At 62.3% G+C, this 23,012-nt stretch carries 20 protein-coding genes; 10 read left to right on the forward strand and 10 right to left on the reverse strand.

Going from position 1 to position 23,012, the window contains the following annotated elements; all coding sequences use genetic code 11:
• Positions 1-154: 154 nt before the first annotated feature.
• Positions 155-925 carry a CDP-diacylglycerol--serine O-phosphatidyltransferase gene (gene pssA / locus ACQ4WM_RS20590; protein WP_436548539.1) on the forward strand — a complete coding sequence of 257 codons (771 nt, stop codon included), beginning with the start codon at positions 155-157 and terminating at the stop codon, positions 923-925.
• Here pssA and ACQ4WM_RS20595 read toward each other — a convergent pair.
• The 10 genes from ACQ4WM_RS20595 to ACQ4WM_RS20640 form a co-directional block, all read right to left on the reverse strand.
• Positions 922-1,848, reverse strand: a complete 927-nt coding sequence (locus ACQ4WM_RS20595) for an aldo/keto reductase (RefSeq protein ID WP_436548517.1) — start codon at positions 1,846-1,848, stop codon at positions 922-924. The genes pssA and ACQ4WM_RS20595 overlap by 4 nt on opposite strands.
• Positions 1,849-1,955: 107 nt before the next feature.
• Positions 1,956-3,101, reverse strand: a complete 1,146-nt coding sequence (locus ACQ4WM_RS20600; RefSeq protein ID WP_436548518.1) for a D-alanyl-D-alanine carboxypeptidase family protein — start codon at positions 3,099-3,101, stop codon at positions 1,956-1,958.
• Positions 3,102-3,215: 114 nt separating this feature from the next.
• The gene (locus tag ACQ4WM_RS20605) at positions 3,216-3,869 is read right to left on the reverse strand and encodes an alpha/beta hydrolase (RefSeq protein WP_436548519.1); all 654 of its coding nucleotides are present in this window, start codon (positions 3,867-3,869) and stop codon (positions 3,216-3,218) included.
• 35 nt (positions 3,870-3,904) lie between these two features.
• On the reverse strand, positions 3,905-4,222 hold the full coding sequence (locus ACQ4WM_RS20610) for a (2Fe-2S) ferredoxin domain-containing protein (protein ID WP_065306074.1): 318 nt from the start codon (positions 4,220-4,222) through the stop codon (positions 3,905-3,907).
• A 39-nt stretch (positions 4,223-4,261) separates the two neighbouring features.
• Positions 4,262-5,458 (reverse strand): VanZ family protein, encoded by a 1,197-nt coding sequence (locus ACQ4WM_RS20615; protein WP_436548520.1) that lies wholly within the window; start codon positions 5,456-5,458, stop codon positions 4,262-4,264.
• A complete protein-coding gene (locus ACQ4WM_RS20620) occupies positions 5,455-6,084 on the reverse strand; it encodes an ABC-type transport auxiliary lipoprotein family protein (protein WP_436548521.1) in 630 nt (209 codons plus the stop codon). The genes ACQ4WM_RS20615 and ACQ4WM_RS20620 overlap by 4 nt, the downstream gene beginning before the upstream one ends.
• A gap of 11 nt (positions 6,085-6,095) precedes the next feature.
• Positions 6,096-7,055 (reverse strand): MlaD family protein, encoded by a 960-nt coding sequence (locus ACQ4WM_RS20625; RefSeq protein WP_436548522.1) that lies wholly within the window; start codon positions 7,053-7,055, stop codon positions 6,096-6,098.
• Positions 7,055-7,942 carry an ABC transporter ATP-binding protein gene (locus tag ACQ4WM_RS20630; protein WP_436548523.1) on the reverse strand — a complete coding sequence of 296 codons (888 nt, stop codon included), beginning with the start codon at positions 7,940-7,942 and terminating at the stop codon, positions 7,055-7,057. The genes ACQ4WM_RS20625 and ACQ4WM_RS20630 overlap by 1 nt, the downstream gene beginning before the upstream one ends.
• Positions 7,942-9,075 (reverse strand): MlaE family ABC transporter permease, encoded by a 1,134-nt coding sequence (locus ACQ4WM_RS20635; RefSeq protein WP_436548524.1) that lies wholly within the window; start codon positions 9,073-9,075, stop codon positions 7,942-7,944. Before ACQ4WM_RS20635 ends, ACQ4WM_RS20630 begins: the two co-directional genes overlap by 1 nt.
• Positions 9,076-9,165: 90 nt before the next feature.
• Positions 9,166-10,677, reverse strand: coding sequence for a B12-binding domain-containing radical SAM protein (locus ACQ4WM_RS20640; RefSeq protein WP_436548525.1), 1,512 nt, complete (start codon positions 10,675-10,677; stop codon positions 9,166-9,168).
• Positions 10,678-10,813: 136 nt separating this feature from the next.
• Here ACQ4WM_RS20640 and ACQ4WM_RS20645 point away from each other — a divergent pair, with 136 nt between their 5' ends.
• The 9 genes from ACQ4WM_RS20645 (at position 10,814) to ACQ4WM_RS20685 (ending at position 22,576) form a co-directional block, all read left to right on the forward strand.
• On the forward strand, positions 10,814-12,421 hold the full coding sequence (locus ACQ4WM_RS20645; RefSeq protein WP_436548526.1) for a DUF2138 family protein: 1,608 nt from the start codon (positions 10,814-10,816) through the stop codon (positions 12,419-12,421).
• Entirely contained in the window at positions 12,418-13,092 is a 675-nt protein-coding gene (locus ACQ4WM_RS20650) for a DUF1175 family protein (RefSeq protein ID WP_436548527.1), read from the forward strand. The genes ACQ4WM_RS20645 and ACQ4WM_RS20650 overlap by 4 nt, the downstream gene beginning before the upstream one ends.
• Positions 13,089-17,642: an alpha-2-macroglobulin family protein gene (locus ACQ4WM_RS20655; protein WP_436548528.1), complete on the forward strand. Its 4,554-nt coding sequence runs from the start codon at positions 13,089-13,091 to the stop codon at positions 17,640-17,642. Before ACQ4WM_RS20650 ends, ACQ4WM_RS20655 begins: the two co-directional genes overlap by 4 nt.
• A complete protein-coding gene (locus tag ACQ4WM_RS20660; protein WP_436548529.1) occupies positions 17,642-19,324 on the forward strand; it encodes a DUF2300 domain-containing protein in 1,683 nt (560 codons plus the stop codon). Before ACQ4WM_RS20655 ends, ACQ4WM_RS20660 begins: the two co-directional genes overlap by 1 nt.
• A complete protein-coding gene (locus ACQ4WM_RS20665) occupies positions 19,321-20,112 on the forward strand; it encodes a YfaP family protein (RefSeq protein ID WP_436548530.1) in 792 nt (263 codons plus the stop codon). Before ACQ4WM_RS20660 ends, ACQ4WM_RS20665 begins: the two co-directional genes overlap by 4 nt.
• 1 nt (position 20,113) lies before the next feature.
• Entirely contained in the window at positions 20,114-20,869 is a 756-nt protein-coding gene (locus ACQ4WM_RS20670; protein ID WP_436548531.1) for a YfaP family protein, read from the forward strand.
• A gap of 122 nt (positions 20,870-20,991) precedes the next feature.
• Positions 20,992-21,249, forward strand: a complete 258-nt coding sequence (locus tag ACQ4WM_RS20675; protein ID WP_436548532.1) for a helix-turn-helix domain-containing protein — start codon at positions 20,992-20,994, stop codon at positions 21,247-21,249.
• On the forward strand, positions 21,249-21,755 hold the full coding sequence (locus tag ACQ4WM_RS20680; RefSeq protein ID WP_436548533.1) for a HipA N-terminal domain-containing protein: 507 nt from the start codon (positions 21,249-21,251) through the stop codon (positions 21,753-21,755). Before ACQ4WM_RS20675 ends, ACQ4WM_RS20680 begins: the two co-directional genes overlap by 1 nt.
• Complete coding sequence (locus tag ACQ4WM_RS20685) at positions 21,656-22,576, forward strand: HipA domain-containing protein (protein ID WP_436548534.1); 921 nt, start codon at positions 21,656-21,658, stop codon at positions 22,574-22,576. Before ACQ4WM_RS20680 ends, ACQ4WM_RS20685 begins: the two co-directional genes overlap by 100 nt.
• Positions 22,577-23,012: the final 436 nt, after the last annotated feature.

The raw sequence follows: 23,012 nt of genomic DNA on the forward strand, positions 1-23,012 counted from the left end.
AGCACAATGAAATTACTGCCGGGTGCGTCTGGCCGCCGCTAGGGTGTGCGGCCGCGAGCAGGGTAGAATGGCTGCAATGCTTGTTTGCTATGCCACTGTTTTTTCACCGATTTTTTGGATTGCCCATAATTTGAACACCTTGCCCAAGTCGCGCCTGCAGCGCGCCAAGTACGCCCTGCCCAGTATGGTGACTCTGCTTTCGATAGCATGCGGTTTTGCCAGCATCGTCATTTCGGTCGATAACGCGGGCACCGGTGACCCGGCCGACTACCGGCTGGCCGCAGCGCTGCTGGTGCTGGCGGGCGTGTTCGATGCGCTTGACGGCTATGTGGCGCGGCTGACCAACACCGGCTCGGACTTCGGCATGCAGCTCGATTCGATCGCCGACGTGATGAATTTCGGCTGCGCGCCGGCGGTGCTGCTGTATTGCTATGGTTTCGTGCAGATGGGCGTGCACGATCCGCTGCTGCTGCGCTTTGGCGGCATGGCCAGCTTCTTTTTCGTGGCCTGCGGCGCCATGCGCCTGGCGCGCTTCAATGTGAACGTCGGCAAGACCGACCCCATGTATTTTGTCGGCATGCCTATCACTGCCGGCGCCGCTTGCGTGGCGGCCGTGGTGGTGGCCTGGCCGGCCCCGATCGACAGCCAGTTGCACAGTTATCTGCTGATGCTGTTGCTGGTCGGCGTGGGCAGTCTGATGGTGTCGACGCTGCGTTTCCCCAGCTCGAAGCAAAAGAAAAGCCTGGCGCTGCTGCTGGTGGTGGCAGTCGCGGTTGGCATGCTGGTATGGCTGAAGACCAGTTTCTTTGCCTTCTTCTTTGCCGTGTATATCGCCGTCACCCTGGCGCTGAACCTGGCCTGGCACCTGGGCTGGCGCGGGATCGCCATGCCGCAGGTGTTCAACGACCCCGACGAAATCGATTAAGCCACTTCGTGGCCGCGTGCCGCGCGCAGGATGGCAAACCAGTCGCTGCGGCTGAGTGTGAACTGCGTGCCTTCCACTGCCACGCCCACCGCCTCAATGCGGCCGGTGCCGGTCAGCGGCAGCGGTTTGCACGGCACTTGCATGATCCAGGCGAACACCACGCTGGCAAACGGGCGCTGCAGTTCGTCGGCGATCTGCTTGATCACATTGCGCAAGTTTTCCACGTTCGCGTCGCCGCCCTGGAACAGCCGCCCGCCGGCCAGCGGTGACCATGCCATCGGCGCCACGCCGAGGTCTTGCAGCCCATCAAAGGTTTCATCGAATATCGGTGTGGTGTGCAGCGGCGAGAATTCGACCTGATTGGTGGCCAGCGCAAAGCGCCGGTGCAACGATTCAAACTGATGGCGGCTGAAATTCGACACGCCGAAATGCAGTACCTTGCCCTCCTTTTTCAATGCGGTGAACGCGCCGGCGATTTCGTCGAAATCCATCAGCGGATCGGGGCGGTGGATCAGCAGCAGGTCGAGCCGGTCGGTGCGCAGCTGGCGCAACGATTGCTCTACCGAGCCGGTGATATGGGCCGCACTGGTGTCATAGTGCTGGATCGCATGGCCAGGGCGGTGCGGCGAGAGCAGCTTGATGCCGCATTTGCTGACCAGTTCCATCTTGTCGCGCAAGCCCGGCTGCAAGGCCAGTGCTTCGCCGAACAGCCCTTCGGCGCTGTAGTCGCCATAAATATCGGCATGGTCGAAACTGGTCACGCCCAGCGCCATGCACTGCTCGATAAAGGCCAGGCGCTGCTGCGCCGTCATGTTCCATTCGCCGATGCGCCACATGCCGGCGACGATGCGCGACAGTTCGGGGCCTTGCGGCGAAAGACGGCTGCGCGGGGCTTGCAGGCTGGCGGGGAAAACATGGTTCATCGAGTGGCTTTCTGATGGTGGCTGCGAGGTGATCGAAGCGATTATATCCTTGCTCCAGGCAAAAAAAAGCCCGCATCGCTGCGGGCTTTGTCTTGCCATTTTGACTGTTACTTCATCCACAAGCGCATCGAATCCCAGGCGCGGCCAAAGATCGACGCTTCGGTGATCGGCTCGAGTGCCACCACCGGCAGTTCCAGCAGGGTTTTGCCGTCCACCACCATTTTCAGCTTGCCGACCGGGGCGTTCTGCGGCAGCGGTGCGACCAGCGGGTCCTTGCGTTCCAGCACAGGTTTCATCTTGGCGGCCGTGCCTTTCGGTACGGTGACCAGCACGTCGTTGGCAAAGCCGATTTTCACGGTGCCTTTCGAGCCTTTCCACACTTCCGGCGTGGCCACTGCCTGGCCTTTCGAGTACAGCTTGACGGTGTCGAAGTTCTGGAAGCCCCAGTTCAGCAGCTTCTGGCTTTCCTGCGTGCGGGCCTGGTCGGAGCTGGTGCCCAGCACCACGGAAATCAAACGGCGCTCGCCGGAGCCGCCCGGACGGCGCGCCGAGGCGATCATGCAGTAGCCGGCCGCTTCCGTGTGGCCGGTTTTCATGCCGTCGACGGTTGGGTCCAGCCACAGCAGGCGGTTGCGGTTAGGCTGGGTGATCTTGTTGTACGTAAAGCTTTTCACGGAATCGATTTTGTAGAATTCCGGGTAGTCGGCGATCACGCGCTTGGCCAGCACCGACAAATCCTGTGCGGTGGAGTAGTTATCGGGACTGGGCAGGCCATGCGGATTGGCAAAACGGGTGTTTTTCATGCCCATGCGCTGTGCTTCGCGGTTCATCAGCACGACGAAGGTGCTTTCGTCGCCGGCCACGGCTTCGGCCAGCGCAACGGCGGCGTCGTTACCCGATTGAATCATCAGGCCATGCAGCAGGTCATCGATCGACACCGGGGTGGCCGGGTCGATGAACATTTTCGAGCTGCTGGCGTCCACTTTCCAGGCGCGCGTGGACACATTCACTTTCTGGTCCAGCGCCAGTTTCTTTTCGCGCACGGCAGCAAACGTCAGGTAGGCCGTCATGATCTTGGTCAGCGAAGCCGGTTCGACGCGTGCGTCCGGATCTTGCGAGGCAATGATCTGGCCGCTGGTGGCGTCGAGCAAGAGCCAGGATTTGGCGGCGATAGTCGGTGCCGGAACGGTCTGGGCCATGGCGGCGGACAGGAAAAGTACACTGGAGGCCAGTGCCGCTAGGAGTTTTTTCATGGAGGCTGGTCTGCGAAAAAAAGTGAAGGCTGAGGGCCATGCCGCTGTTACCTGCATGGCCACGTGGAAAAAACGGGTCAATTATAGCCGCGAAAACGGCAGTAAGCCCACACTTCAAGCATCATCCGCCACGCTGGCCGGTTTGTCGCCATGCCATAGCGCGATGACCAGTTGCTTGATGTGATTGAGCTTGCGGTGGAAAAAGTGGTCGGCGCCCGGGATCACGATCACCGGGATATCTTGTGGCCGCGCCCAGTCGAACACGGCTGACAGGGGAATGGTGTCGTCCAGTTCGCCGTGGATCAGGATGGTGTCGGCCGGAATGTCTGGCATCGCCCATTTGCCGGCCGCGCTGCCGATCAGCGCCAGGCGCTCTGGCGGCGTGCCGGCGGCGCTCAGGCGCTCGTTCAGTTTCGACTGCACGAAGGTGCCGAAGGAAAAGCCGGACAAGGCCACCGGCAAGCCCGGATACAGGCTGCGCATGTGTTCGTACAGCAGTTGCATGTCGTCGGTTTCGCCGGCGCCATGGTCATGCACGCCTTCCGAGGCACCCACGCCGCGAAAGTTGATGCGCGCCACCACGTAGCCAAGCGCCACAAAGGCGCGTGCCAGGGTTTGCGTGACCTTGTTGTCCATGGTGCCGCCATACAGCGGGTGTGGATGGGCCACCAGGGCGATGCCGCGCGGCGTATCGACCGGGTAGTCCAGCAGGCCTTCCATGCTGCCCGCATGGCCGGCAAGGGTGAATTTTTCGGAGTTTCGGTTCATCAGGCTCATGTTGTTGCTTGTCTCTTAAATTGAGATTAAATCTTGAGGCGATCGACCACTTTGCCGCCCACCAAATGCGTATCGATGATGTCATCGATATCGCTGTTGTCGACATAGGTGTACCACGTGCCTTCCGGGTAGATCACCAGCACCGGGCCTTCTTCACAGCGGTCCAGGCAGCCGGCCTGGTTGATGCGGATCTTGCCGGCGCCACTCATGTTCAGGTCCTTGATGCGGCGCTTGCAGTGTTTTTGCGCTTTTTCGGCGCCATGGTCGCCGCAGCTGTTGCGGCCGTCTTCACGTTTGTTCATGCAGAAAAAAACGTGGCGTTCAAAATAGGGGGCGTCGCTCATTGTCGTACTCCTGCGGTTGGCTATGCGCCATGATAACGGTTATGGGTGGTCTTCGCGCCGATGTCGCTGTTGTTCTTCCTGCCGGTTCAGTTTGTGCGAAGGCAGCCACAGGAACCATAGCGCAATGAACGGCCACAGCAAGGCCAGGAACTGGGCCGCACCATTGAAGTTGAGGAACTTGCCTTGCACCCAGCCTTGCAGGGTGGACATGAAATACGGGTTGATCGGCGTGGTGTTCACGATGACCAGGCTCAGCAGCAAGGTGGCGACCGCGATGCGGCGCTGCGCCACATGCGGCGCGAAGGCCAGGCCGCCCAGCATGATTATGGCAATCAGGAAGCCGCCCTGCGCGCCCGGCGTAATCCACACGAAAGCATTCTGCGGCGAAAACAGCAGTGCGCTGGCCATGGCCCGCATGACCAGCGCGGTGCCAACCAGGGCCATCACCAGCATGGCGCGCGGCGCGGTACGGCGCAACAGGCACAGCAGGGCCAGCGCAGCGCCCGTCATGCCGCAGGCGGTAATGATGGTCTCCGACAACCAGTATTGCTCTACCGTCAGAACGGCATCGGGCCGCAAATACGACGCCAGGTCGATTTCCGTGCCCATCAGGATGGACGCCCAGTCCGACAAAATCGGCAGCAGCTGGCCGAGGCCGAACAGATAGCCTTGCGGATAGATCTGCGCCAGCGGCCACAGCGCAACCAGCACCAGGCCCTGGCTCGCATGTTGGGCAAACCAGCGCTGGCGCAATCGCAGCAGGCGGCTGCGGTCGAGCAGCCAGCGCGCCGACAGCGCGCCGATCACGGCGCCGATAAAGCAGCCGGCCGAATTGGTATAAAAATCGAGGTTCGAGGAAACGCGGCTGGGCAAATAGGTTTGCACCGCTTCCATGGTACCGGAAATAAACATGCCGCACAGCGCAGCGATCATCACCGCCAGGAAGCACGTCACGCGTGGAAACAGCGAATAGACGAGCAGTATGCCCAGCGGTATATAGCCGACGATATTGACGCCGACGTCAAAGCCGGTCCAGTAGCGCGGCATCTTGGTGTTTTCAAGAAACGTCAGCGGCGACAGGCCATTGCTGTGCCAGCCGGTAAACGGGAACCAGCTGGCATACACGATCAGGAACACATAGGCCAGCAGCGCTGCGCGCGAGACGGGCGAATGGCGCGCCGGTGCGGGCGGCTGCGGCGCCGCTACCGGCACAGCGTTGGCTGCAGCCGGTGTCATTCTTTCGGTATGTTCAGCGTGCCCAGCCAGGCCAGCAAGTCGGCGGCGACGGCGTCCGACGCTGCGGCCAGCGCCTGCGCGCCACCTTGCGCATCGGCGCTGGCAGCGCGGCTGTTGCGGCTGAAGGTTTTCTGGTCGACCAGCAGGTGGCCGCGGAACAGCGAGGCGCGCAGGGTGACCTGGCCGCTGCTTTGCTTCTCGCTATCGAAGTTCTGCGAGAAATCATCGACATCGATGCGCAGCAGCGGAATGCCGGCCGCCGCGTCGGTGGTCGACAGCACCTTCACGCCGCCCTGGGCGACGCGGGTTTTCAGGCGCTGACTCAGCAGTTGCAGCGGCGGCGTGTTCCAGCGGTTGTAGGCATAGGGCCGCGATTGCTGGGCGTCGGCGTACAGCAGGCGGTAATACATGCGCTGGGTGTCGAGCCAGGCCGGACCGTTGGCGTCGGCAATCACCAGTACCGGCAGCGGTGCTGCCGCAGCTTGCACCGTTGCCGCTGGTGGCGCAGGCGGGCCAAAATCGTAAAAGGTCGGCAGCGGGCCGCGGCTGGCGCAGCCGCCCAGCAGCAACGCCGCTGCCAAGGCCAACAGGCCGGCGCTGGTGCGCGAAGGACGGGGAAAATGCATCGTGTATCTCCTTATTTTGCTGGCGCCGAGAAGCCGGGTTCACCCGGGCCCGGCGGAATATCAGGGGCGCCGAACAGGATGCTCTGCGGCTGTTCGTTCAGGGTGCTCATGGTGGTTTTCAGGGCGCGCATCGACGAGCGCGCTTCACCGCTCAGTTCAATTACTTGCGGCAGCACTTCCAGCGACACGCCGCTGGCCACCGATTCCACCGAACGGCCCACGCGCGCCACCGTGCCGTTGACATTGTCGAGCATGCCGCCGGGCGCCTGCAGGTCAGTACCGAGTTTTTTCCAGGTCTGCGACAGTTCCGTCACATTCTCGCCCGCTTGCTTGATGGACGCGATGCTCTTGCGCGTTTCGTCCGTCAGTTGCGGCAATTGTTGCAAGGTTGGCTGCAGCTGTTTCGGGATTTCGCCGAAGGCCTTGGCCGTTTTGCCGACCTCGGTAAAGGCGCCCAGCATGGCTTGCTGGTTTTCGTCACTGAGCAGGTTGTTGACTTTATTGGTGATCTGTTCGGCCTGGTCCAGGATGCGCTTGCCGCGCTTTTCCAATTGGTCCAGCAAGCCTGCGCGCAGCGGTATCGGCGAAGGCCGTTCCTTGCTGGTGCCCAGCAGTTTCGAGCCTACGCTTTCATCGTCGAGCTGGATGTAAGCGATGCCCGTCACGCCCTGGTAGCCGAGGGTGGCGAAGGTGGTGTTGGTGACCGGCGTATCGGGCGCGACGCTGATGTGCACCAGGATTTGCCCGGCTTTTTGCGTATCGAAGTCGATCGCATCGACCTTGCCCACTTCCAGGCCCCGGTAGCGCACGGCTGCCTGCGGGTTCAGGCCCGGCACCGACAGCGTGGTGGCCAGCAGGTAGGGCACGCGTTCGACCCGGTCGCGGTTGAACCAGATGCCGAACAAAATCGCGGCAACCAGCAGGGTGAGCGTAAAAAAGCCCGTCAGCAGGGCGTGTGATCTGTTTTCCATTAATTCTCCGCTTTCTTGTCAGTGCCGGGGGCGAGTTCCGGCGGTGCCTCGGCGGCCTGTTTTTCATCGAGGACGGCCAGCGCGCGCTTGCCGCGGTCGCCCAGGAAGAATTGTTTGATGAACGGGTGATCGACCTCGATGACCTCGCGCGTGGTGCCGAGCGCAATCACATGTTTTTCCGCCAGCACGGCGATGCGCGTGGACAGGGCGAACAGGGTGTCGAGGTCGTGCGTGACCATCACCACCGTCAGGCCCAGCTCGCGGTGCAGCGACTGGATCAGGGTAACAAAACTTTCCGACAAGTCCGGGTCCAGGCCGGCCGTCGGCTCGTCGAGAAACAACAGCTTCGGTTCCAGCGCCAGGGCGCGCGCCAGGGCCACGCGCTTGATCATGCCGCCCGACAGGTCCGACGGCATTTTGTACGCATGTTCCGGCCCCAGCCCCACCATATTCATTTTCAGCAGTACCGCGTCGTGGATCAGCTCTTCGGGCAGCACGCGCAATTCGCGCATCGGCTGGGCCACATTGTCGAACACCGTCAGCGCCGAATACAGCGCGCCCTGCTGGAACAGCATGCCCCAGTGGTTGCGCAACTGCTGCAGATGGTCGCGGTCGGCCTTGTTGATGTCTTCGCCAAATACTTTGACACAGCCGCGCGACGGATGTTCCAGGCCCAGCATCTGGCGCAGCAGCACCGTCTTGCCGGTGCCGGAGCCGCCGACGATGGAGAGGATTTCACCGCGTTCGATTTCCAGGTTCAGGTCCTGGTGCACCACGGTGCGGCCGAACTTGGTCCACAGATTGCTGATCTCGACCACTGGCGTATCACCGTGGAAGTCGAGCTTGCTGTCACTTTCCTGGCCGCAGGCGCTGCTTTCTTCACTCATCAGTAGCCCACTCCATTAAACACGATGGCAAACACGGCGTCGGCCAGGATCACCACCGTAATGGCGGTGACCACGGCGGTGGTGGTGCCGCGCCCCAGGCTTTCCGTATTGGCCTTGATGCGCAGGCCGAAGTGGCAGGACACCAGCGCGATCAGCGTGCCAAACACTACGCCCTTGCCCAGGCCTATCATATAGTTGGCCAGCGGCACGGCGTCCGGCAGCTTCTGGATAAAATAGCGGGCTGACAGATTCAGTTCCATCTTGGCCGCCGCCATGCCGCCGAGCAGCGCGGCCGTATCGGTCCAGATCACCAGCAAGGGCATGGATATGGCCAGGGCCAGCACTTTCGGCATGATCAGGCGGAAACCGTGCGAGATGCCCATCACCAGCATGGCGTCCAGTTCCTCGGTCACGCGCATCACGCCCAGCTGGGCGGTGATCGACGAACCCGAGCGGCCGGCCACCAGAATCGCCGCCAGCAGCGGCCCCAGTTCGCGGATCACGCTCATGCCCAGCAGGTTGACCAGGTAGATATCGCCGCCGAAATTGCGCAGCTGCTGCGCCGACAGATAAGACAGCACCACGCCGATCAAAAAGCCCACCAGCGCCGTGATGCCCAGCGCCTGGAAGCCGGCATGGAAGATATTGGCGGAAATTTCGCGCCACGGCCCGCGCAGCGGATGGCGCGCAAAGCGGCCGATGTCCTGCGTGACCTGGCCGATCAGGGCAATGAAACCTTTCAGATGCTCGAAAAACACCAGGATCGCCATGCCCAGCTTCATCACCATGGTCAGGCGATGGGCGCGCGACTGCGCCGTCTTCAATGGCCCGGTCTCTTCGATGCGCCTGAAAAATTCTTCCTGGGTCGCTGCCAGCGTCAGTTTTGCCGGGCGCTGCTTGCCCCAGGCATTCCAGAACAGCTGGGCACCGATATGGTCCATGCTGTCGATGCCGGACAAATCCCAGCTGACATTGGCGTCATCCTTGAGCGGCTTGAGCTGGGCGTTGATGGCCTTGATCGCGTTGTCCTGCGCCAGTGCGTGCACCTGCCAGGTGCCGCTGGCGGTGACCACGCTCCCTTGCCGGGAGTCAGCCTGGGCAAGCTTGAGTTGGGGCGATTGTAGAGTGGGCATTACGCCAGTTTAAGGGAGAATGGCCCTGACCGCCACCGATGTTCCATTCTTGCTGCCCCGCTATGTGGGCTGGCGCGCTCTGGCAGGCTGTCAAGAGGCCAGATGGCGGGCCTGGCGCTGCGGCAGGGCGGCCGCCAAAGGCGGCGCTTTCGGCTGTTCGGCCGCGTGGCCATGCTGTGCCACCTTGGCACCGCCCGCATAGTCGCTGGCCAGCAGCGCGTTGGCCTCTGCTGCGCTCATGCCGCGCGTTTGCAGCCATTGCGCCACCAGTTTGGCCAGCTTTTCCATGGCGATGCGGTGGGTGGCGTCGGTATGCGCATACAGCCAGTTGGAAAAATCCATGAAGTTTTCGAATGGCGCATCGCCCAGCATCCATTGCACCGTATTGGCAAAGCGGCCCGAATTGGCCACCAGGTCCCAGTAGCGGGCAAAGCGCACCAGGCGCTGCATGCTCATGAAGTCCAGGTGCTTGTTGGCCAGGATGGTGTAGGGCGGATGCGGATCGAACACCATGCCGTATTCTTGCGTGTGGCGGATGATGGGCGTGCCGCGCAGGCGCTTCAGAATGCCGAACTGGATTTCATGCGGCTTTAAGGCCACCAGCTTGTTGAAACCGGCCGCAAAGCTGGCTTCATCCTCGCCCGGCAGGCCGGCGATCAGGTCAACGTGCAAATGGGCGTTCGATTCTTCGCACAGCCAGCGAATATTGTCGGCCGCCTTTTGATTGTCCTGGCGCCGGCTGACCAGTGCCTGCACCTCGGGATTGAAGCTCTGGATGCCGATCTCGAACTGCAGTGCGCCCGGTGGAAACTTGCTGATGCCTTCTTTCAGTGCATCGGGCAGGTGGTCGGGCACCAGTTCGAAGTGGGCGTAAATCGGATCGTCCGGGTTCGCCTCGATCTTGTCGAGGAAGAACTGCATGATCTTCAGGCTGGTCTTGATGTTCAGATTGAAGGTGCGGTCGACGAACTTGAACAGCCGCGCGCCGCGCGCATGCAGGGATTCCATTTCGGCCAGGAAATTGTCCAGCGCGAACGGCCAGGCTGTCTTGTCCAGCGCGGAAAGGCAGAACTCGCACTTGAAAGGGCAGCCGCGCGACGCTTCCACATACAAGGTGCGGTGCTTGATATCGTCGTCGGTATACAAGGAATAGGGCGTTTGCAGCTCGGCTAGCGGCGCCTGCACGCCCGCATGGATCTTCATCAGCGGTTTCGGGCCGTTCAGAATCTCGCCGCAAAGTTTGGGGAAGGTGACGTCGCCCCAGCCGGTGATCAGATAATCGGCCAGCCTGACGATTTCCTGCTCGCCTGCCTCATGCGATACCTCGGGCCCACCGAGCACGATGATCACCTCGGGCGCCACCTTTTTCAGCATGGCGACCAATTTGGTGGTTTCCTCGACGTTCCAGATATACACGCCAAAACCGATGATGCGCGGCTTGTTGACGAGGATGCGTTCGACCAGTTCCGTTGTTTTCGCGCCAATCACGAATTCCTGCAGCCGCGTCTGCGCCTGCAGCGGTCCCATATTGGCCAGCAGGTAGCGCAAGCCCAGCGAGGCGTGGGTGTAGCGGGCGTTCAGGGTGGAGAGCAGGATGGTCATGACAGGTGATTGAAAACGGCGAAAGTGCTATTTTACGCTGTCGCGTCAGCGGTGCGCTGCGACCATAAATGTCATGTTACCATTAATCAATAATTACCAACTTGGCAATGCTGCGGCAAGGTAGAGGGGATATACGGTGCTGGCGAAAAAAAGTTTCAGTAAAAAAGTCCTGTTCGGATCACTTGCCGCGGTGGCGGTGGTGGCTGCGGCGCTGGTCGGCTATCGCGCGTTTGGCTGGGGCGCGATGGGGCCGGTCAACAGCCTCAAGCTCGACTTGTCGCGGCCTGATGCGCTGGTGCGCACCAAAAGCTTGTCGACCCTGCCGCGCGACCTGCTGACGGTTCCGCTGGCGCGCGACGTGCTGCGCGAGGAATTCCTGTTCTATTACGAACAAAGCGAAGACCGGCTGGGCCTGAAGGGCAGCCTGCGCCGCATCGCCTATGAACATCAATTAGGCTGGGGCGACCAGTTGCTTCGCATGGTGCTGGACCAGCCGGCCGAAGTGGCCTTGTGGCGCGACGCCGATGGCTCGCTCAAGCACTTTGCGATTGCCGTCTCGCGCAACCAGCTCACGCGTATCCTGGAAGAAGCAGGCAAGGTGGCCCTGAAGGATACGCAGATGAGCGTGGCCGGCAGCTTGCGCGTCGATGGCGACACTGTGCCGGTCTACGCGCTAAATTACGCCTGGCAGCGTACCCTGCTGTTCGCCGCCCACGGCCAGCGCCTGGTGATCCTGTCGCATCCCGGCATGCTGTATGGCGGCGACGAGGGCAAAAAAGGCGATGGCACGGCCGAAAAAACCGTCGTCAGCCTGCTGGGCAAGGATGCCGACAAGCAGAACGTGTTTCATCCGCAATTTCACCTCGATAATGCCGCGCCCGAGGGCCACAGCATCGCCGTCAAGGCGGACTTCCTGTCGTTCGGCTACCAGCCCTTTTTTGGCGCCCTGGAGGCCTTGCGTTTCGATTTTCAAAAGGGCGCCTGGCAGTCGAAAGTGCTGCTCAATGCTGACAAACTGAAAAACAATGCCTACGACAGCGCTGCCTTGTGGCCGGTGCTGCCGCATAGTCCCAGCGCCTGCTTCAGCGTGCCGGTGGACTGGAGCGCCTTGGCCCCCGTGCTCAAGCGCCTGGGCAGCAAGACTTCGGAGCCGGTGGCGCCGCTGGCCGAGCACCTGCAAGGTCCCGCTGCCGCCTGCTGGTATGGCAATTCGCGCCTGCATACGCCCGTGTTCGTGGCCACCCGCAAGCCCCAGGCGAGCGACGACGCACTGTATGGAAGCTTGTTCGACGCGGCCATCGGCGGCAAGGACCCGGTGCGCAAGACCGCCGGCAAGGATGGCGCCATCCGCTGGGAGCGCACGATTGCCACAGCGCTGGGGCCGACCACTGCCGCACTGGCGGTGGCCGGCAATACCGTCGTTTTCTCGGCCGACGGCAAGCTGGTTGACCAGGTGCTGGCGGTGCGCCGCAAGCAGGCGCCGGCGGCCAGCGACCTGCTGCCCGATGGCGCCCGCACGGTCGGCCTGATCGCACCGGCTTCGCTGGCCAGATTGATCCAGCTGGAAGCTTTCGACACCCTGCCGGCCAATAACGAGCCGGTCTTGCGCGCGGCTGCCAACGAACACCTGGTGCCGCGCCTGGACGCGCTGAAAAAATATCCGCCGCTGCGTATGGTGCTCAAGCGGCAGCCAGCCAGTGGCACTTCGTGGGAAACGCTGGAATGGCAGGAGGCGGCGCGATGAGCGTGGTCCTTGCGCGCCGTGCCGCCTTGCGCTCGCTGGCGCTCTGCGCTGCCGTGGTGGCTGCACCCGCAGCATGGGCACTGCGCGCGGTCGCCGAGCCACAAGTACAGCTGTCACAGGCGCAAAGCCGCGCCTTCCAGGCCTGGATGCTGCGCATCGTGAATGCCCAGATCGAACGTGGGCCGTCGCCGCGCTGGACGCATCGTGATTGCGCCGGCCTGGTGCGCTTTGCCGTCAATGAAGCGCTCACCGTGCATGATGCGAAATGGCTGCACGCGAACGGCATCGCCAGCGACCGGCGCCTGCCGCCCGAACTGGATCTGGACGCGGCCCAGGCTGCCCTGCGCAACCGCTGGGTGCAAACCGGCGGCACCGTCGGCCACTTTGTCACGGCGCTGGCGCTGGTGCAGCACAACAGCCGCTTTGTCGCCCGCGAAATCAGCCAGGCGCTGCCCGGCGACCTGCTGTTTTTCGACCAGGGCGACGAACAGCACCTGATGGTCTGGATGGGGGCGCGCATCGCCTATCACACCGGCACCGTTACACCCGACGACAATGGTTTGCGGACCGTCGATATCAAACAACTCACGACCTGGAAGGACACCCGGTGGCAACCTGTGCCCAACAATCCGAATTTCGCCGGGGTATTCCGGCTGGCGTTTTTGTCATGAAGCGATTACTGGCCAGCATGCTGGCGCTGCTGCTACTGGTGGCAGGCGGCGCCTCGGCGCAGGAACGCGAACCGAGCAACTACACCACCTTCAAGGGCGAGCCCTTCTTCCTGCTGTCGGACGCCACCTACGGCAGCGTCGACGAGGCGCGCGTGCGCCTGGAAGTGCCGGGGCGCGACATGGGGCGCATGAACCTGGAAGCGTATTCGGGCGCCGATATCGTGATCTACCGCGTGCCCGAGCCGATGGAGTTCTTGAAAAAGCAGCGCAATCTGCACCGCATCCAGGTCGAAGGCAATTACCAGGGCGAAGGCCTGGCCAATACCCTGAGCTTTTTGTGGGACAGCTGGTGGAAGCAGTCGCGCCTGGCCTGGCGCAAGCTGTTTTCCGGCGACGCGCGCCTGGCCGTCACGAAGGAACAGCCGCAACTGGCGACCAATGACGCGATCCGCCGGCGCACCGTGTTTGCCAACCATCCGCAGTACAAGCCGATCAAGGGCATGGAACTGGTTGACAGCTTCCGCTATCCGCTCTGGCAGGCCAAGGCCATCGAGCCGCCAAAAGGCGTGAAACTGGACGGCTCCAGCAGCGAATTCATCGTCGCCGGCGCCGGCAATGTGATGATACCGCTGGGCAAACGCAAACCGGGCTTGTACCTGATCGAAGCGATTATCGGCGAGCACCGCGCCACCACTCTGGTATTCGTGTCCGACACGATGGCGGTGACCAAGGTGTCGTCCGGCCAGATGCTGGTCTGGACCGCGCGGCGCGACAACAGCGCCGCCGTGGCCGGCACCAGCGTGGCGTGGACCGACGGCACCGGTGTGCTGCAGTCGGCCACCACCGGCGCGGATGGGGTGGCCTCGCTCGAGCGCGGCAGCCCCGAACACACGTATGTGATGGGCCAGGACCGCGCCGGCGGCGTATTTGTGTCCGAGAATTTTTACTATGACAGCGAGATCTACAACACCAAGATCTATGCGGTAACCGACCGGCCCTTGTACCGCCCCGGTGATGAGGTCAACGTGAAGTTCCTGGGCCGTGAATTTACCTCGGCGCGCAACTCGCAGGCGGCCGCCGCCGCGCCCATCAGCTTGAGCGTGCTTAATCCGAACGGCACGCCGCTGCTGACGCAAACGCTGCAGCTGTCTGGCGAAACGGGGGCCGAAACGCGCTTCCGCCTGCCTGCCGAAGCGACAGCCGGCGGCTATGAGCTGCGCTTCAACTACAAGGATGGCGTGTATGGCGCGGCCTTCCGCGTGGCCGAATATATCAAGCCGCATTTTGAAATCAATGTGCAACCGTCGAAACCCGAATTCAAGACGGGCGAGGCGGTCAAGGGCAGCATCGCGCTGCGCTACCCGGACGGCAAGCCGGTGAAAAATGCGAAGATGACCTTGTCGCTGCGCAGCCAGCAAAACACCATGGTCGAGGGCGAATTGCGCTACAGCGGCCTGTTCCCGGTGGCCCTGAAGACCGAGGAAGTGACGAGCGACGGCAGCGGCAATCTGGACTTCACCTTGCCGGCTGCCACCGATCCGTCGCGCTATATCCTGACCGTGATGGCGACCGATGGCGCGGCTTACCGCGTCAAGGCGACACGCGAGCTGATGATCGAACGCTCGATTACCACTTATCAATTGAAAGCCACGCGGCAGTTTTCCGATCCGGGACAAACCGTGCATTTTGATTTGCTGGCGGACGGCCAGGGCGCTGCCAAACCGGTGCGCTGGCAACTGGTGCAGCTGGAAAAACAGAGCAAGACCGAGGGCGCTTTCGATCCGAACGCCAAGGGCTGGGACGTGGCATTCCCCGCATCGGGTTCCTATCAGCTGTCACTGCGCGACGAGCGCGGCAACCTGCTGGCGGCCGCCAGCCACTGGGTCTCGGGTGACGGCGTGCAGGCCACGCCGGGCAGCATCGAGATCGTGCTGGACCGCGCCCGCTATCGCCCCGGTGACACCGCCGAAGCCCTGATCACGTTTTCCGACAAGGTCGACCAGGCGCTGTTCACACTGGAGCGCGACAAGGTGGAGCAATATGGCCTGATGGCAGGCAGCGCCGACTGGTACAAGGCGCAGCGCGTGGCGCCGCGCCAGTGGCGTGTACGCATTCCCGTCAAGGAGGAGCACGGCCCGAACATGACCTTCTCGGTGGCCTACACGCGCAATGGCGACTTCGTGTTCGAGAACGCCGGCTTGCAGGTGATCGAGCCACGCATCGCGCTGCAGTTCAAGGCGGACAAAGAAGTCTACCAGCCAGGCGAAAAAGTCACGCTTGATGTCAAGGCGACACTGGACGGCAAGCCTCTGAGCACCATGGTGGCGCTGGGCGTGGTCGATGAAATGATCTATGTGCTGCAGCCGGAAATCGCGCCCGAGATCGGCGACTTTTTCTACCATCCGCGCCGCAACAATGTGCGCACCACGGCCAGCCTGTCGTTTATCAGCTACGACATGGCGCAGGGGCGCACCGCCGGCGCGCCGGCTCGCCACAATTACAACGAGCGTGGCGTCAAGGTGCTGGAACGTCCGCGCCGCGACAATATCGATACCGCTTTGTGGGCGCCGTCGCTGAAGACCGACGCCAATGGCAATGCGCGCGTCACCTTTACCATGCCCGATGCGCTGACCCGCTGGCGCATTACCGGCCGCGCGATGGACGACCAGGGGCGCGTGGGCCAGCGCACCGGCTATGTACGGTCGGATAAAAATTTCTATGCCAAGTGGACGGCGCCGGACTGGATGCGCGCCGGCGACGCGCCGCGTGCGTCGGTGGCCGTATTCAACCAGACCGGCAAGGAGCAGGCGCTGGACGTTACGCTGTCCGGTGGCGCAGGTGGCATGCCAGCGAAAACGGAAAAACTGTCGGCCAAACCGGGTGTGAACTATGTCGAATTTCCGCTCGCTGCCGGCGCCAGCGGCCCACTGCGCCTGGAGCTGAAGCAGAACGGCAAGCTGGTCGACGCGCTCGACACCGCCATGCAAACCCTGCCCGCCGCCTGGAGCAGCCCGCGCTCGCTGGTGCTGCCTCTGGATGGCGCCACCGGTGAGCTGGCGCTCAAGCTGCCGGCGGACGCGCGCAATATCCGTGTCTCGTTTGCGCAGGGGGCTTCCAGCCAGTTCGCACGCATTGCCGACGATCTGATCGACTATCCCTATGGCTGCGTCGAGCAGACCGCCAGCCGCCTGATTCCGCTGGCGGTGGCCACGCAAAGCCTGGGCCCTGATGCGGGCGCGCCGTATGAACGCTTGCAGGCCACTTTGACCGCGCAGCGTTTGCGGCTGGTGTCGATGGCCGGCCCGAAAGCCGTCTTCGGCTGGTGGGGCAACGCCACCGCCGGCAATGCTTTGATGACGGCGTATGCCTATTACGCCGACTGGTATGCCTCGCGCGCGCTGCGCATCGAGCTGCCGCCGGAGCACTGGAACAAGCTGCTGGCCATCTACAGCGAAAGCGGCTTGAAAGACCCAGTGGGCGACCGCGCGCTGGTGTTGTGGATGGCGCACGAGATGGGCTTGCCGACGCAGACGCTGGCGTCGGGCCTGATCGACGACAGCGCGATGGCCACGCTGGGCGGCAAGCCGCGCCAGCCTGGTGACAGCGCAAGCCTGCTGCTCGGTGGCGCTCTTGATCGCGAGTCGCAGGCCATGAGCCTTGGCCTGGTGGCGCTGGTCGCCAGCCAGAACGGCATCGCCTTGCCGCATGGGCTGCAGCTGCAAGTGGCCAGCGCGGTGCAGGTCTTGCGCGAATCGAAAGCGCCGGTGGCGCAAGCCTTGCTGATGCTGTCCGGCGAGGTACCGGCTACCCAGGCCGAGGCCGTGCTTGCCAGCGTGCGCGCCGAGATGCCGACCCTGGACCGTGCGATGACTTTGCTGTGGGTGCAGAAGAAACTTGGCGGCCAGGCATTCGGCAAGGCACCGGCCGTGGCGCTGGAAGGCGCATGGCAGAAACGCGACAGCCGCAGCGGCCAGCCGGTGTGGCGCTGGACGGACACCAAAGCCGTGCCTGATCGCCTGCGTATCGGTACTGCTGGTGCGCCGGCAGGTACGGTGGCCGTGGTGCAGTACGACAGCCATGCGGCCGAAGCGCAGACATTGCCGGTGACGGTGGAACGGCGCATCCTGCGCATGATAGCGGGCAAGGGCGGCTACACGACGGAGCTGGTCAAGCCGGGCGAAACCATCAGCACCGATGCGCTGTACCTCGATGAAATTACCCTGAAACCAGCGGCTGGCACGAAGCACCGCTTTGGTTTGCTGGAAGTGGCGCTGCCGCCGGGCGCGATGGTTGAAGCGACCACCTGGGGCATGGTCATGGCCGGCGACAAGCCGGTCGCGCTGGAACGCGCACGCCACACCGAGCGCCGCGACGGCTATGCGGTGCCGGTCGAACCTTTGGAAGGCGACGTGACGGTGCGCCATCTGATCCGTTTTGCGCAGAAGGGTAGTTATGTGCTGCCGCCGGCGCGCTTCTACCGCATGTACCAGCCGGAGCAGAAGGCCTTCGAGGGCGGCGGCAAGAGCACGCGCGCGCTGAAGGTCGAGTGATGGGCTTTGCACGTCCAGCCTTGACGCTTGCCACGCTGCTGGCCGCGCCTGCGTGGGCGGCCTCCCTGGACGTGGCCTGGTGGCGCGACGGCAAGACCGAAGTGCGCCAGCTGCGCCAGGGCGGGCCGCCGCCAGCATCGTTCGACGGTGCGCGGCAAGTGCCTTTGGCCAGCTTGTGGAAGCTGTTCGTGTATGTCTACGCAAATGATAACAAGGTGGCGATGCCCGATTACCGCTGCGGTGGCCGCGATCCTGAAGAAGTGTATTGCTGCGATGCGGGCCAGAGCGTCGGCCACGACGCGGCGCTGGCGCAGTCCTGTGGCCTGTTCTTCTCGCCCAAACGCTTGATGATCACGGCAGCACCGTGGCGCAAATACTGGACCGGCCGCTTGGGTAGCGCGCCTGCGGGCGACTTTGCCTGGCTGTCTGATCCCGCCCGGCTGGTGCCGGAGCGCATGGTAAAACTCGACAGCCTGCTGCGTGCACTGGGCAGCATCCCGGCCTCCAGCCGCCAGGACGCCGAAGCGGCGCTGCTGCGGGTGGTGCTCGACGGGCGCGGCGCAGGTACGGCCCGCTGGTTCGGCAGCCAGCTGCGCGTCAAGACGTATTCCTGGCACGAGGAAAGCCGGGCCGGCGAACGTATCGGCGGCGCGGCCGGCTGGCTGGCCGACGGCACGCCGATCTGGTTTGGCGGCGCGGGCGGCAGCAGCAAGGTGTTCGCGCAGTGGGCGCCAAAACTGGCCGCCAGCTTGCCGCCGGTGGGCGCGGCCGACGATGGCGGTTGCGTGGTGGTCGATTATTTCCAGCGTTATCCGATCCGCGCCGTGCGTGGCGAGCGCGGCATTGCCGCACCCGGCCCGCTCAATGGCCGCTACCATGTGCGCTTTGAAAATGGCCAGAACCTGGCCTTGCGCAGCAACGGCGAGCTGATGCTGGTACAGGACAAGGGTGGCCGCCCGCAATTGCGCGGCCGCTTCGGCGTCAATGAATACGTGGCGCGCGTGCTCGATCGCGAAGCGAATGCCGGCGAGCCGGAAGCGGCCAAGGCGCTGGCGATTGCCGCGCGCACTTATCTGCAGCAGAACGCGGTGACCGTGGCGGGCTGCCAGCAGATCGCCGACAGCAGCGCGGCCCAGCGTGTCAGTCCCAGCCCGGCAACACCGGCGGCGCTGGCGATTGCGCGCTGGACCGACCAGCTGATCGTCGACGGCGTGACCGTGCGTTATCACAGCAACACTTCGTCCGAGGGCACGATGGCGTGGACGCAGGCAGTGCAGCAGGCAAGACAGGGCAAGTACTACGATGAAGTGCTGGCGGCCGCCTATCCGGGCGGGTCGCTGAGTACCTTTGGCAATACCGGCGCGCGCTGCCAGCGCCTGGTGCAAAACGAGGACTGGCTGGCACGCTCCATGCCGCGCTGGCAGCGCGTGCTGCTGCGCGAGGCCGGCTACGAGGCGCCATCGCAAGCGCCGCTGGTGTGCGCCCTGCAAAGCGGCGCGCCATATTCCGAGCAATCGCGCAACCGTATCTACATGCGGCCGCTGGCCACGCGCGAAGACCGCATTACCCTGGCCCATGAATACCTGCATCTGGGCCTGCGCAATCATCCGCGCGGCCAGGATGAAAACTATGTCGAGCAACTGGCGCGCCGGCTGGTCGACCTGAACCTGGAGGCAATATGAATTTCTTCGCCCTGCTATTGAGCGGCGCTGCCTTGCTCTCTCAGGGGGCGCAAGCCGACGACAAGAGCATGAGCACGCCCGTCGGTGGCTGGAATCGCGCAGGGCTGACTGATAATTCGCAGGAGCTGGCGGTCAACTATCCTTACTCGCTGGTCGATCGCGGCGCGCAAAGTGGCCGGCGCATGATCCGTGGCGAGCTGGCCAAAGCTGGCAAGGAGCGTGGCGTCCACAAGCTGGTGGTCAACGGCAACCCGACGCCGCTGTACACGGACGATGATGGCGTCTATGCGCGCGCCTATTCCTTCGGCTCAGGTTCGAACAGCATCGAGATCCGTTCGCCTGACGGCAAGTCGGTCAAGCGGGTGCAGTTTTACGAAGCGGACCGCAGCCGGCCGCAGCCCATGATACGGATTATCGCCGCATGGGACGACAGCCAGGCCGAGGTCGACCTGCATGTGATCACGCCCGATGGACAGCATGCATTCTGGTCGCATCCGACGCTGACCAACGGCGGCGGACTTGACGTCGACACCGTCGACGGGCCGGGGCCGGAGAACTTCATGATGACCTCGCCGATGCGTGGCCTGTACCAGGTGTGGATCAATTACTGGGGCAATTTCAGTGGTGATGGATATCACTTCGACGAGAAAACTCGCCAGCGGCCCGTCATTACCAGCCGCATTACACTGGTATTCAACGAAAACACGGCGCGCGAGCGGCGCGAGGAGTTTGTCGTGCCCTTGCGCGGTATTGGCGAGCTGACGCTGGTCAAGACTTTCAAGTACTGAGATGATGAAAACACTGCCGATTTCTTTGCTGTTGCTGCCATTGTGGGCGCAGGCCCAGGTCACCATCGACGCCCCCAAGAGCGGCTGGCGCAATTCGGCTGGCGCGCAGGAGGAATACACACAAGCGGTCAATTACCCCGCCGCGTCGGTCAACCTGCAGCCGGGCCAGGCCGAGACGGCGCAGATACGCGGGAGGATCGCCGGCGCCGTCAAGGGCAAGCCCGCCACCCTGGTAGTCAACGGCGTGGCGATGCCGATGGAAGTGGGCGAGGACGGCAGCTATGGCCGCCCCTATGGCTTCGGTAGCGGTTCGAACAGCGTGGAAGTGCGCTCGCCGGACGGCAAGAGCCGTGCGCGCACCCAGTTTGTCGACAGCTATCAGGGCAAAACCCGGGCGCGTTTGCGCGTGGTGCTGTCCTGGGACAGCGCCGGCACCGACCTCGATCTGCATGTGGTGACGCCCGACGGTGGCCACGCCTGGTACGGCAATCGCGTATTGAAAGATGGCGGCGCGCTGGATGTGGACGTGACCACCGGCTATGGCCCGGAGATCTTTTCCAGTTCGGCACCTGTGAAGGGCAACTACCACGTGTATGTCAATTACTACGGCAGCGGCGAGAATACCGCCGTGCTGACGGTGGCTCGTTTGTCTATCATTACCAATGAGGGAACGCCGCGTGAAAAGATGCAAAGCTTCCAGGTGCCGATGCGGGCCGCAGGCGAGCTGACCCTGGTGAAATCGTTCGTGCTGCCGTAAATCTTTATCCAGGCCAGAGTATGGTAAAGGCGTAAATTATCCGCTTTGTAGAATAATTTGAATTTATTCTTTATATAGAATAAACTTGCTTTATTATCTATGGATAATAATACGAGGTTTTTATGAACACGCCAATCCGTACTACGGGTGAACTGGGGCCCCTGCTCAAGCGTTTGCGCAAAGCAAAAAATATGTCACAGACCGACTTGGGCCGGCGTATCGGGCTATCTCAGGAACGTATATCGGTGATCGAAAGGCAGCCCGAAAAAGTCACGATGGACAACCTGCTCACGGTCTTGATGGCGCTGGGCGTTCACTTTGCCGTTGTCGAACCGACTGCCAGGACCCAAGGCAACGCCGAGAACAAGGCGGAATGGTGATGGCTGGCAGGCCAACGACCTCGCGCGTACTGGACGTGTGGATGAACGGCGAATTGGTCGGCGCCTGGACACTGCAAGGCCAGGGCCATCGCTTCAGTTATGCGGACACTTGGTTCGCCAGCCCCTATGCGCGCTCGTTATCGCTGTCGCTGCCAATGACGCAGGGCACCGCGCCGTTTACCGATGCGCGCGTCGAAAATTATTTTGACAACCTGTTACCGGATAGTCTCGACATTCGTAAACGCGTCGCGCTGAGGTTTGGCGCCAGTTCCATCCGGGCATTTGATCTGATCGAAAAGATAGGCAAGGACTGCGTGGGCGCCGTGCAACTGATGCCAGGCGGATCGGCGCCGCCCGATGTGCGCCGCATTGACGCCACGCCGCTGTCCGATGCGAGATCGAAAGCTTGCTCGATGACGTCATCGCAACGCCAGGGCCAGGCAGTCGCCATGATGAAGACGCGTTACGCATTTCGCTGGCAGGTGCGCAGGAGAAAACCGCGCTGATGAAGCAGGGAGGGCAATGGTATCTTCCGCATGGCGCCACCCCCACCACGCATATCCTGAAGCTGCCATTGGGTCAGGTAGGCAGGTCGCGCGCCGACTTTTCAACTTCGGTGGAAAACGAATGGCTCTGTTCGCAACTGGCGGTGGCATTTGGCTTGCAGGCGGCGGCGTGCCAGATCGAACACCTTGGTCGGCACAAGGTACTTGCCGTGCAGCGGTTTGACCGTGTCTTGCTTGACACATGGTGGGCGCGCCTGCCGCAGGAGGATTTTTGCCAGGTGCTCGGAGTTCCTCCTGGCTTGAAATATGAAAACCAGGGTGGTCCAGGTATGGCCGCCATCCTTGAGAAACTGCGTGGCAGCACGCAGGCGCAAAGTGACCGCGAACACTTTCTGGCCAGCCAATTGTTGTTCTGGATGTTGGCGGCGCCAGACGGACACGCGAAAAATTTCAGCATCTTCCTTGAGCGGCATGGTGCCTACCATCTGACACCCCTGTATGACGTTCTATCTGCGTGGCCGGTGATCGGGGACGGACCGAATATGTTCCAATGGCAAAAAGTAACCATGGCCATGGCTGTCCGGGCCGGCAACGCCCACTATAAAATGAACGAGATCGCGCGCCGTCACTGGAATACCGCAGCCAAGGCCAATGCGGTTGGCAGCGATGTTGAACCATTGATTGAACGGTTCACCGCTCTCGCGCCAACGGCAATTGCCCAAGTGCAGTCCCTGTTGCCAGGCGACTTTCCAGCGCACGTTAGCGATACGATTTTTGAGGGTGTCCTGAAACAGGCAAGCCGGCTTCGCCGCCAGGCATAAGCTGGACCCGAAGATGGCCGGCACCTCTCGCATACCTTTCTCGTCTTTTCAAAAATCACTCTTGCGGACCCGCCGCGCCTTTGCTATAGTTCGCCTCCTAGCAAAACGACGCACACAAAACAGCGTGTTGCACAGTGAAGCGAGAGTAGAAAAGAAGGTTGACGAAATAGCCGAAACGCTTCATACTCTTCCTTCTTCGCGGCTGACAAACACAACGCTTTGTCGATAGCGCAAAAGTAGCACCGAATACAGTTCTTTAACAATTAACAGTCGATAAGTGTGGGCATTTGATGAAGTGCAGCGTTGATCTTCGGATCGATGTAAAACTTAAAATATCAAATGTTCACAAGAAATAATGAAATAGGCGCTACGAAAGTAGTGGCCTGTCAGTTTTTTGAGTGAGCGACCCATCAGCAATGATGGTGCCTGTAACAGG

Origin of the sequence: Janthinobacterium longum (assembly GCF_051380735.1) — a bacterium.
Taxonomy (GTDB): Bacteria; Pseudomonadota; Gammaproteobacteria; order Burkholderiales; family Burkholderiaceae_D; genus Janthinobacterium.